At 63.4% G+C, this 10,951-nt stretch carries 9 protein-coding genes; 3 read left to right on the top strand and 6 right to left on the bottom strand.

Going from position 1 to position 10,951, the window contains the following annotated elements:
- Nucleotides 1-25 precede the first annotated feature (25 nt).
- Nucleotides 26-1,129: an ISAs1 family transposase gene (locus AS156_RS22460; protein ID WP_066499663.1), complete on the top strand. Its 1,104-nt coding sequence runs from the start codon at nucleotides 26-28 to the stop codon at nucleotides 1,127-1,129.
- 284 nt (nucleotides 1,130-1,413) lie between these two features.
- Here the strand turns inward: AS156_RS22460 and rpoD are convergent, their stop codons facing one another.
- Together rpoD and dnaG are read right to left on the bottom strand one after the other, a co-directional pair.
- The gene (rpoD, locus tag AS156_RS22465; RefSeq protein ID WP_066508797.1) at nucleotides 1,414-3,543 is read right to left on the bottom strand and encodes an RNA polymerase sigma factor RpoD; all 2,130 of its coding nucleotides are present in this window, start codon (nucleotides 3,541-3,543) and stop codon (nucleotides 1,414-1,416) included.
- Between the two features lie 364 nt (nucleotides 3,544-3,907).
- Nucleotides 3,908-5,896, bottom strand: coding sequence for a DNA primase (dnaG, locus tag AS156_RS22470; protein ID WP_082747677.1), 1,989 nt, complete (start codon nucleotides 5,894-5,896; stop codon nucleotides 3,908-3,910).
- Between the two features lie 208 nt (nucleotides 5,897-6,104).
- Between dnaG and AS156_RS22475 the strand changes: the two genes are divergently transcribed.
- On the top strand, nucleotides 6,105-6,659 hold the full coding sequence (locus AS156_RS22475; RefSeq protein ID WP_066508799.1) for a chlorite dismutase family protein: 555 nt from the start codon (nucleotides 6,105-6,107) through the stop codon (nucleotides 6,657-6,659).
- Between the two features lie 108 nt (nucleotides 6,660-6,767).
- Here the strand turns inward: AS156_RS22475 and AS156_RS22480 are convergent, their stop codons facing one another.
- From AS156_RS22480 to AS156_RS22490, 3 genes are all read right to left on the bottom strand, one after another.
- Entirely contained in the window at nucleotides 6,768-7,166 is a 399-nt protein-coding gene (locus tag AS156_RS22480) for a gamma-glutamylcyclotransferase family protein (protein ID WP_066508800.1), read from the bottom strand.
- Between the two features lie 146 nt (nucleotides 7,167-7,312).
- Complete coding sequence (locus tag AS156_RS22485) at nucleotides 7,313-8,125, bottom strand: transglutaminase-like domain-containing protein (protein WP_066508802.1); 813 nt, start codon at nucleotides 8,123-8,125, stop codon at nucleotides 7,313-7,315.
- A 2-nt stretch (nucleotides 8,126-8,127) separates the two neighbouring features.
- Nucleotides 8,128-9,027 carry a transglutaminase family protein gene (locus AS156_RS22490; protein ID WP_066508805.1) on the bottom strand — a complete coding sequence of 300 codons (900 nt, stop codon included), beginning with the start codon at nucleotides 9,025-9,027 and terminating at the stop codon, nucleotides 8,128-8,130.
- Between the two features lie 102 nt (nucleotides 9,028-9,129).
- Between AS156_RS22490 and AS156_RS22495 the strand changes: the two genes are divergently transcribed.
- Nucleotides 9,130-9,927, top strand: a complete 798-nt coding sequence (locus AS156_RS22495) for an N-formylglutamate amidohydrolase (protein ID WP_066508807.1) — start codon at nucleotides 9,130-9,132, stop codon at nucleotides 9,925-9,927.
- 9 nt (nucleotides 9,928-9,936) lie between these two features.
- Here AS156_RS22495 and AS156_RS22500 read toward each other — a convergent pair.
- Nucleotides 9,937-10,951, bottom strand: a 1,015-nt coding sequence (locus AS156_RS22500) for an IS630 family transposase (RefSeq protein ID WP_082747544.1), incomplete at its 5' end; no start/stop codon positions are given.

The following is a 10,951-nucleotide window of genomic DNA, read 5'->3' on the forward strand; positions in this document are numbered from 1 at the left end:
ACTCCTGGGTCAAGAAGGGGGTCGGATGCGCCAATTCAAGAAGGTTTTTGGTCGATTGCCGGACCCGCGGGCGGCCAATGCGAGGCACGATCTTTTGGAGGTGCTGGTCATCGCGCTGGCAGCAACGCTGTGCGGAGCGGAATCGTGCTCGGACATGGCGGACTTCGGAGCAGCGAAGGAGGAGCTGTTGCGGCTCTTCCTTCGGTTGGAGCATGGCATCCCGAGCCACGACACATTCAGCCGGGTTTTCCGCCTGCTCAAGCCACAAGCCTTCGAGAAGGTTTTCCGTCGTTTCATGGCGGCTTTTGCCAAAGCCAACGGGCTCAAGCTCACCGGAGTGGTGGCCGTCGACGGCAAGGCGTTGCGCGGCGCCTACGAGCGCGGCGGCAAAGCCACGCCGCTGCATCTGGTCAACGTCTTTGCGGTGGATGCCCGCATGGCTTTGGCTCAGCAGAAAGCGCCTGGTCGCAACGAGACGGCAGGCGCCTTGGAAGTGTTGGACCTTCTCAGTCTGGAGGGCTGCATCGTTACCGCCGATGCCCTGCATTGCAGCCGCGCCTTTGCCAGCGCCGTGCTGGAGCGAGGTGGCAATTACACTCTGGCGATCAAAGCCAACCGCGGCCCCCTGTTCAAGGCGGTTACGCAACAATTTGCGCGATCGGGCAGGCGCAGCAGTGCCGAGCAGATCGACCCCTCCAGCCACGATCGGCACGAGGCGCGGCGCGCCACCATCATGCGCAACACCAGCCTGGCTGCGCACCACGACTTCCCCGGCGTCGCAGCGGTGGGGCGCATCACCTCGCGCAGGCGTCTGCGAGGCCACCGGGCCGATGCACCGGTTGTACGCCACTATCTCTTGTCCAAATACATCTCCCCCAAGCGGCTGCTGCACATCACCCGCAGTCATTGGGGCATCGAGAACCAGCTCCATTGGGTGCTCGACGTCCATTTCGCCGAGGACGGCAATCGCGCGCGAAAGGACCATGCTCCCGAGAACCTCGCTACCCTGCGCAGGCTCGCACTCAATATCCTGCGAGCTCACCCCGACCGCGCCTCCATCCGGCGCAAAATCAAGCGCGCCGGATGGGATCATGCCTTTTTCCTCGGCATGCTCGGTCATATGCGATAGCCCTGCCACAAGGGGGGAGGGAGCCCTTCCGCCAGTGCTTCACTCACGCTTGCAACCAGCGTCGCTGCATACGTTGTGACGCGGGAAGCAAAGTCATGAAGCAACGTGAGGAGAGCAAGCTATTCAGGCTCCCTCCCCCCTTGTGGGGGAGGGTTGGGGAGAGGGGTGGCCGCGGGCGCTGGCGCGAGACGTTCGAGACGGTCTTCCCAAACGAGAACGGCGGGNCCGCCGTTCTTGTTTCGATGGATTGCCGGGTCGAGCCCGGCAATGACAGTCAGTACCGACTAATTGTCGAGGAACGACCGCAGCTTCCGCGACCGCGACGGGTGCTTCAGCTTGCGCAGCGCCTTGGCTTCGATCTGGCGGATGCGTTCGCGGGTGACCGAGAACTGCTGGCCGACTTCTTCCAGCGTGTGGTCGGTGTTCATGCCGATGCCGAAGCGCATGCGCAGCACGCGCTCTTCACGCGGGGTAAGCGAGGCCAAGACGCGCGTGGTGGTCTCGCGCAGGTTGGACTGGATCGCCGCGTCGATCGGCAGGATCGCGTTCTTGTCCTCGATGAAATCGCCGAGGTGCGAATCTTCCTCGTCACCGACCGGCGTCTCGAGCGACAGCGGCTCCTTGGCGATCTTGAGGACCTTGCGCACCTTCTCCAGCGGCATGCCGAGCTTCTCGGCGAGCTCTTCCGGGGTCGGCTCGCGGCCGATCTCGTTCAGCATCTGGCGCGAGGTGCGGACGATCTTGTTGATCGTCTCGATCATGTGCACGGGGATGCGGATGGTGCGGGCCTGGTCGGCGATCGAGCGGGTGATCGCCTGCCGGATCCACCAGGTGGCGTAGGTCGAGAATTTGTAGCCGCGGCGGTACTCGAACTTATCGACCGCCTTCATCAGGCCGATATTGCCTTCCTGGATCAGGTCGAGGAATTGCAGGCCGCGATTGGTGTACTTCTTGGCGATCGAGATCACGAGACGGAGGTTGGCTTCGACCATCTCCTTCTTGGCCTGGCGGGCTTCGCGCTCGCCCTTCTGCACGCCATGCACGATCTTGCGGAATTCGCCGATCTCCAGACCGGTGAGCGCTGCCAGCGACTGGATCTCGTGGCGCAAATCCTTGATGCGGTCCTTCTCGTGATGGACGAAGTTCTTCCAGCCCTTGGCCGAGAGCTTCGAGACACGGTTGAGCCAGCGCGGATCGAGCTCCGAGCCCTGGTAGTTGCGCAGGAAATCCTCGCGCGCCACACCGTGGCTGTCGCCGAGGCGCAGCAGGCGGCCCTCGAAGGAGACCAGCCTCTTGTTGATGTCGTAGAGCTGCTCGACCAGCGAGTCGATGCGGGCCTGGTTGAGGCGCAGCGACTTCACCTCGACGATGATCTCGTCCTTCAGCTTCTTGTACTTGCGCTCCTGCGAGGGCGACAGCGACTCGCTCTGCAACTGGTTGGCGATGTCCTGCTCCTGCAGGCGGCGCAGCTTCTTGTATTCGGATGCGATCTTGTCGAAGGTCTCGACCACCTTCGGCTTCAGCTCGGCCTCGATCGCGGCGAGCGACATCTGGTTCTCGAACTCGTCGTCGTCCATGTCGGATTCGGCGGCGGCCTCGCCCGGATCCTTCTCCTCGCCTGCGGCCTCGCCGCCTGCGGGCGCGGCGCGGAACGGAGTCGCCGACGGTGGGGCTGCCGGCGGCGCGACATGCGCGGGCGCAGCAGCGTCGGCGCCGTTGCCATTGGCCTCGGCCGCGCCACCTTCTGCGTTGTTGCCGATCAGGTTCGGATTGATGCCGCCCTTGGACTCAGGCCCCGCATAGGTGGCTTCGAGATCGATGATGTCGCGTAGGAAGATCTTTCCTTCGTTCAATTCGTCGCGCCAGATGATGATGGCCTGGAAGGTCAGCGGGCTTTCGCAGAGGCCCGCGATCATCGCCTCGCGGCCGGCCTCGATGCGCTTGGCGATCGCGATTTCGCCTTCGCGCGACAGCAGCTCGACGGTGCCCATCTCGCGCAGATACATGCGCACGGGATCGTCGGTGCGTTCGCCGGGCTCCGACTTCTTGACCTCGGTGACGGCCTTCTGCGTGACCTCGACGAGCTCGTTATCGGTCTCGTCGTCGCCGTCGTCCTTGTCGTCCTCGCCTTCGCTGTCCTCGGCCTCGGTCACGTTGATGCCCATGTCCGAGAGCATCGACATGATATCCTCGATCTGCTCGGGCGAGGTCGTGTCGGAGGGAAGCACTTCGTTGAGCTGATCAAAGGTCACGAAGCCGCGCTTCTTGGCCTGCTTGATCATCTTCTTCACCGCGGCATCCGACAGGTCGAGCAACGGCGACGGCGCGTCGGCGGAATCCTTCTCAGGAGCATCCGCTGCCTTGTCGTCTTTTTCCTTGTCCTTAACCTGCAGCGTCTTTGCCTTGGTGGCCATTCACTAAGCTCCCGAAAACGCGGTCATGCCAAATGGCGCCACGCACGCACATCCGCACGATATCTAGAACTACTCTCGACGCGCAAAGGGCGGCGCATATGATCGCCACCCCTGCCATCCGTCTCGACGGTTTCCATCTGCAATAGCCCGGCGCGCCTTTCGTAAAGGTGGATATCGGTTTTACGATCAGAAGACGCGCCAAATATTTAATCTGACGCATTTTCCTCACGGCGAACCGGGAACCACTTCGCCTGAAAATGCTACGGTGCTATTAAGTTTCGCTTAACCCTGTTTTTGCAGCCAAACCATGGATTTGGCGAGTCTTTTTGCGGGTTCGACCAACGTCGTCCGCATCATTTTGTTATCAGACGTTTCGCTGGAACCGGCCCGACAATTCGCCGAACCCCTCGATCAGGGCTTCGGTCCCGTCGGCTTCTGCCATCCGGGCCTGGATATCCCGCAGCCATGCCATATTGGCGTCGCTGGAGTCTTCAGCCAAAGCCGCCTCAGCATCCTTTTTTTCCCTAAGTAAGGCGTGGGTTTTCTGATGCAAGGCAACAAGTTGCCGCCAGGTCGATAAAACATCCTCCCGTGCCGCGCCGACCTTGGCGCCCCACACCGCCTGGGTTGTCACGGCACGATCAACCCTTTGAAGAATTTGAGAAAATCCGCCATCTTCGAGATCTGACCGCATTTTCTCGGCCTGCTCCTCCTCTTCGGGAGAATGGTGGTGATCGTGAGCAAAGGCCGCGATGATGCCGGCCCGGAGCTTGTGCGCCTCGGGATGGGCCAATTCCAGCGCCGCGACTTCCTCCAGATGATCGTGCAGCAGCCAGGGGTGGTTGATCAGGCACTGCAGGATCAGCGCCTCGCGCCGCGAGATCGCGCTGCGCTGGCCGCGCATGATCGAGCTGTTGGCAAGCTGCGGGCTCGCCGCCTGGTAGGGGCCGCGGGAAAGGCCTGATGTGGCGCCCTTGGGGGCGAACCGGCCGCCCTGGGCCGGGCCGCGGGGAACGAATTGGCGGGGTGATTCGCTGCCGCGGCCCCGGAAATTACCTCTCGCATAGCCGCCGCGCCCACCCTCGGGCGCGAAGGTGCGCTGCAGGCGCTCCTGCAGATCCTGGCGATAATAGCGCCGCACCACCTCGTCGCGGATGCCGTTTGTAAGCTCGCCGATGCGCGCTTCCAGCGCCGCGCGGCGTTCCGGCGTGCCGAAACTGCCGCCCTCGATCTCGCGCGACCAGATCATGTCGGCGAGCGGACGCGCAACCGAGATCACCTCCTCGATCGCGCCGCGGCCGCCGGAGCGCGCGAGATCGTCGGGATCCTGCCCTTCCGGCAGCAGCGCGAAGCGCAGGCTCTTGCCGGGCTTGAGCTGCGGCAGGGCAATATCCGCCGCGCGATGGGCGGCCTTCTGGCCGGCGCGGTCGCCGTCGAAGCAGAGGATCGGCTCGTCCGCCATCTTCCAGAGCAGCGCGAGCTGGTTCTCGGTGAGCGCGGTGCCGAGCGGCGCGACCGCACCGGGAAAGCCTGCGGTGACCATCGCGATCACGTCGACATAGCCTTCGACGACGATGAGCTGCGAGCCGTCATGCGCGGCCTGCCGCGCGGTGAACAGGTTGTAGAGATTGTCGCCCTTGTGAAACAGCGTGGTTTCCGGCGAGTTCAAGTATTTCGCCGGGACGTCCTTCTCCAGCGCGCGGCCGCCGAAGGCGATGACGCGGCCGCGGGCATCTGATATCGGAAACATCACGCGGTCGCGGAAGCGATCGAAGGGCACCGGCTTGTCCTCGCCGGAGACCAATAGCCCCGCCTCGACCATGTCCTCGGTGGAGATGCCCTGCGCGCCGAGATGCTCCTTCAGCGCGAAGCGATCCGGCGGTGCATAGCCCATGCGGAACTGGAGCTGCGTTGCCGGCGTGATGCCGCGGTCGGCGAGATAGCCGCGCGCCTTGGCGCCATTGCGCGAGGCCAGCGTGTTGGCGAAAAACTTCGTGGCAAGTTCCATCACGTCATGCAGCGTGCGACGGCGCTGCTCGTGGCGCGCGGCATCCGGCGTTGCCGCCGGGACGGCCATGCCTGCCATCGACGCCAGCCGCTCGACTGCTTCCGGGAAGGTGACGCCTTCGGTCTCCATCACGAAGTCGAAGATGTTGCCGTGCCGGCCCGAGGAGAAGTCGTGATAGAAGCCCTTCTGGTCGTTGACCGTGAAGGACGGCGTCTTCTCCTGCTGGAACGGCGACAGCCCCTTCCACTCGCGCCCGGCCCGCTTGAGCTTGACGCGCTTGCCCACGACTTCCGAGACCGGAAGCCGCGCACGCAGCTCTTCGAGGAATTGGGGCGTGAAGCGCATCAGGGTGATCTGGGCTCGAGCGACGAATCGCGGACAACCGGCTAGCCATATAGTGACACGGCCGCGCGTGACGAAGAATGTGGGCCTTTTCCGGGCTATTCACAGGCCCGTTGCCTTACAGCGCCCCCGGCGGGCTACCCCGGAATCCGCGGTGGAGAGACCTTGCAGGCAGCTTGAACCGTACCCGGTTCCGGGCTTGGATACCGCCATGTTTACGACATTCCGAGGCGGACAGAGCGGCGGCTGGAAGGTGGCGTCGATCGCACGGGTCAAGGGCGAGACGCTGCCGAAGGTTGCGGCACTGTCGGTGATATCGAGCGAATCGATCGCGCTACCGCTTTTGCCGTCGGCGACCGCGTGGCGGCTTGCCGGCGTCACGAGCCATTTGCGTTATACCGAGCAGGCCGAGAAGGCGCAGCTCGCCGCGGTCGAAGCGAGGCTCGGCCGGAGCGAGGCGACGCATGCGGCACTGATCCCGATCCGCAAATCCGCAGCGTGGTGGGAGCTGACCCAGGACGAGCGACGCAAGGTCATCGAGGACAAGTCGCACCACATCTCGGGCACCTTGAAATACCTGCCGGCGATCGCACGCCAGCTGTATCACGCGCGCGATCTCGGCATGCCCTTCGACTTCCTGACCTGGTTCGAGTTCGCGCCCGATCATGCGAGCCTGTTCGACGAGCTAGTCGGCATGCTGCGCGCCACCGAGGAGTGGAGCTATGTCGAGCGCGAGGTCGACGTCCGCGTGCTCAGGGAAATCTGAGGGCGCTCTTCGTCATGGCCGGGCTTGACCCGGCCATCCACGTCTTTGTCACCGCGAGCCGGCAAGACGTGGATGCCCGGGACAAGCCCGGGCATGACGGAGCATGTCCTAGGGCGCAAGAAAGCGGCCCGACGCGATTCGCGGCAAATTCGTCACCGGCCAGTTATAGAGATAGGTCCACGCCACGCTCACGCTGCCGTCGGCAAGCGTCACCGGCAGCAGCTCGCGGACATACTCGGTCGGCGGCGGAAACCCCTCGCCGCAGGCTTCATACATGTCGAACTCGTGCAGCATGGCGTCGCGCACGCGCAGCCGGAACAGTTCGCCATGCACGATGTCGGCTGGATCGTCCGACGTCACCAGGCCCGGATAATGCTTCACGAGATGGAGCCGGCCGCGGCACCGCGCCTCGCCGAGGAAATCGGCGTTGGCCGACAGCAGCTTCGCCATCGGATGGTCGAAGCCGCGCATCAGCGTGCCGTAGACGAAGAGAAGGTCGGAGGTCATGCGAGTTTATGCAGCCGTCATTGCGAGGAGCTCGCGACAAAATTGCAAGGCAATTTTGCGCTGAAGCGACGAAGCAATCCATACTTCGCTTTCGCCTCGCGGCTCAATGGATTGCTTCGCTGCGCTCGCAATGACGAGTGGCCATGTCACCCAGCCACCACCTCATCCGTCACCACGACGAACTTCATCAGCGTCATGCGGCCGAAGCTCGTGGTCAGCGCGACGTCGGCGGCGTCGCGGCCGGTTGCCATCAGGATGCGGCCGATCCGCGGCACGTTGTGGCGGGCATCGAAGGTGTACCATTGGCCGGAGAGATAGACCTCGAACCAGCCCGAGAAATCCATCGGAACGGGCTCTGGCGGCACGCCGATGTCGCCGAGATAGCCGGTGCAGTAGCGCGCCGGGATACCCATGCAGCGGCAGAGCGTCAGCGCGAGATGCGCAAAATCGCGGCAGACGCCGGCGCGGCTCTCATAGACGTCGTGCGCCGACTTCATGTGATGGGCATGCTGATAGCCGAACGCGACATGCTCGTGCACGAAGTCGGTGATCGCCTGCACCCGCGCCCAGCCGGGCTGCGTGTTGCCGAACAGCGACCAGGCGACGTCGGTCAGCTTGTCGGTCTCGCAATACCGGCTCGGCATCAGGTAGAGCAACAGCTCGTCCGGCAATTGTTCGATCGGCGCCTGCTCTGCCGACGGATTGATCACGTCAGGCAGGCCGGAATCACGCACCAGCGCGCGCCCGCGAAACGTAACGCCGCCGGCGGGCGCGACCAGACGTCCGCAGACATTGCCGAAGCTGTCGCGATAGAGACCGATCGGGACATCAGGCTCGGCGATGATATGCTGGGTGCCGACGATGTCGGCGTAACGCGATGGATGGATCGACAACATGATCACCATCGGCGTTGGCTGCGGGGCCGTGTAGGTGATCTCGAAGCCGACCTTGATCTGCATCGTCAGGCCGTCTCCCGCTCCGCGTCTTCGCCCACGGAAACCACGTTGATGTCGACGTCCATGCGCAGGAAAGCCTCCGCCGAACCGAGATAGACACCGTGCAGCGGGATCGCCTGGCGCGGATCGCGGGCGACGGCGACGCGGATCAGATCGCGCGTGCCGACGATGCCGTTGGTCGGATCGAACTCGATCCAGCCCGCGCTGGGCAGATAGACCTGCACCCAGGCATGGGTCGAGCCGCCGCCGACATAGCCATGCGCGCTGTCGCCGGCGCCAGCGAGATAACCCGAGACGAAGCGCGCGGCGATGCCGAGCCGGCGCAGCGCCTCCATCATGAACAGCGCATAGTCGCGGCAGGTGCCGGACTTGGTCTGCAGCGTGTCGAGCGGATGCTGCGTGCCCTGCTCATGGCGCCTGCGATAACGGAAGCTCTCACGAATGCCATGCGTCATGCCGCTCAGGATCCTGAACGTCGGCGTCGGCGGCTCGGCGTCAAGGAAGCGGCGCGCCCAGGCCGACAGCTCACCATTCGGATCGCCGTATTGCGGCGTGATGAACTGCTGCAGGTCGGGGAATTCCTCGTCGTCATAGAGAAACGGGTAGAAATAGGCGGCATCGTCCGGCGTCAGCGCGAACTCGTGAGCCGGATTGTGCTCCACCGTCGCCGTCGAGACGAACGACAACGTATCGGCGCGCTCGTCGAAGGTCGCGATCGCCACACTGTTGCCGAACACGTCGTGGATCCAGCGCAGCGACATCGGCTGCGGATCGATCACAAGCTCGCTGCCGAGCACACGCAGATCATGGCCGTCGCGCGGGCGCAGCATGATGCAATGCTCGCCGAACGCCACCGGATGCGTGTAGCGATAAACGGTCTTGTGATGGATAGTCAGCAGCGGCATCGTCGAACAATCATCGTGATTTTGGGCGGCTTAATCTATAGAGAATACTGCTCGTTTCCAGACTGCCTCGCCGCATGAATAGGCAAAATTGAGGAAAAGACCTTGAATCACGCCGGTGATCCGTCAATTCTGCTTGCAAGCACCGACGTTTCTCCAGTTCTGGAACGCAATCCGGCCAGCCGTTCGCCGTTCCTGTTCACCTGCGATCACTACGGCAGACTGATTCCCGCGCCGCTCGGCGATCTCGGCCTGGCGGACAGCGAGCTTGAGCGGCACATCGCCTGGGACATCGGCATCGCCGGCGTCGCCGAGCAGCTCTCCGACAGGCTCGACGTGCACCTGATCGCGCAGCGCTATTCGCGGCTCGTGATCGACTGCAATCGCCCGCCGCATGTCGCAAGCTCGATCCCGCTGATCAGCGAAGCGACCACCGTTCCCGGCAATGAAGGCCTGTCGCGCGAGGACGCCGAAACCCGCCGCGCGCGGATCTTCGATCCCTATCACACGCGTATCGACGAGATCATCGACCAGCGCGCGCATCAGGGCATGCCGACGGTGCTGATCTCGCTGCACAGCTTCACGCCGGTTTACGCCGGCATCGCGCGGCCCTGGCACATCGGCACCCTCTATCACCGCGACAAGCTGCTGCCGCCGCTGCTGCTGAAACATCTGCGCAGCGAGGGCGACCTCGTGGTCGGCGACAACGAGCCCTATGCGGTCAGTGACGAGACCGACTATACGATCCCCGTGCATGGCGAGATGCGCGGCCTGATGAACTCCGGCATCGAGATCCGCCAGGACCTGATCTCCGACCAGGCCGGCGAGACCGCGTGGGCCGATCGGCTGGCGCGCATCCTCGTCGAGATCGAGGCGACACTGCGTAAGGAAGCGTTGATCTAGTACCCGGAATCAGAGTTGATTGATACGGCGGCCCTTGAAACGGCGTTGACGGATCTTTTTCTTGGTCCAGACGAAGGGCTCGGCTTTGTCGTTGTAGGCGTTGACGTAGGCATCGATGTGTTCCTGAAGCTGCTTGAGGCTTGTGAAGGAGGTGCCGCTGAGCGACTGCCCCTGCAGGATTGAGAACCATACCTCGATCTGGTTGAGCCAGGACGCACTCGTCGGTGTGAAATGGAATTGCACATTGGGATGGGCCTTGAGCCAGCTCTCATTCTTCTTGTGGGTGTTGAGGTTGTCGAGGATGACGTGAAGCTTTCGGCCCGGAAAGGCCGCGGTGAGGCTGTTCATGAAATCGAGAAACTCGACACGGCGACGGCGTTTTGAATGCGTAGCGATGATCTTTCCGGTGGCGACTTCGAGCGCTGCAAACAATGTCGTGGTGCCATGCCGCTTGTAATCGTGGCTCTGGCCGGTCAAGGCGCGGCCATTGGGCAACTTCAGATAGCCCTGCGCTCGCTCCAAAGCCTGGATCGAGGGCTTCTCGTCCACGCAGAGCACAATAGCCTTCGCCGGCGGGGCGACGTAAAGGCCAACGACATCGGCGGCTTTGGCCGTAAAGTTCGGGTCGTTGCTCTCACACCAGGACTTGCGAGCCGCGAGGTCAATCTTGTGGCTGCGCAGGAACCGCCAGACATATTGGACGTCAACATCGCCTAGCGCCTCGGCCAGCAGAGGGCCGGTCCAGCGCGCAAACCCTTGCGGGGGCGGCTTATCCAGCAGCTTCAGAATCCGCTTGTCGGTCGTCTTCGTATAGATCGGCTGCTTGCCGGGCCGCGGCTTGTCTTGCAGCCCTTCAAGGCCTTGGTCGGCATAGCGATGCCGCCAAACGCTGACAATCCGCGGCTGGACCCCAACTTCCTTGGCGATCGACCGGGTGCTGCGCCCGTCCGCCGCTAACAGGACTATCCGCGCCCGCTTCAAATCGCGCTGCAATGTCATCGGTGAGCGACAACACGCCTCAAGC

Origin of the sequence: Bradyrhizobium macuxiense (genome assembly GCF_001542415.1) — a bacterium.
In the GTDB taxonomy this organism is placed as follows: domain Bacteria; phylum Pseudomonadota; class Alphaproteobacteria; order Rhizobiales; family Xanthobacteraceae; genus Bradyrhizobium; species Bradyrhizobium macuxiense.

Coding starts and splice junctions, on each gene's coding strand:
- dnaG (WP_082747677.1), bottom strand. CDS start 5,896: ATGCGCTTCACGCCCCAATTCCTCGAAGAGCTGCGTGCGCGGCTTCCG.
- AS156_RS22460 (WP_066499663.1), top strand. CDS start 26: ATGCGCCAATTCAAGAAGGTTTTTGGTCGATTGCCGGACCCGCGGGCG.
- rpoD (WP_066508797.1), bottom strand. CDS start 3,543: ATGGCCACCAAGGCAAAGACGCTGCAGGTTAAGGACAAGGAAAAAGAC.
- AS156_RS22480 (WP_066508800.1), bottom strand. CDS start 7,166: ATGACCTCCGACCTTCTCTTCGTCTACGGCACGCTGATGCGCGGCTTC.
- AS156_RS22485 (WP_066508802.1), bottom strand. CDS start 8,125: ATGCAGATCAAGGTCGGCTTCGAGATCACCTACACGGCCCCGCAGCCA.
- AS156_RS22475 (WP_066508799.1), top strand. CDS start 6,105: ATGTTTACGACATTCCGAGGCGGACAGAGCGGCGGCTGGAAGGTGGCG.
- AS156_RS22490 (WP_066508805.1), bottom strand. CDS start 9,027: ATGCCGCTGCTGACTATCCATCACAAGACCGTTTATCGCTACACGCAT.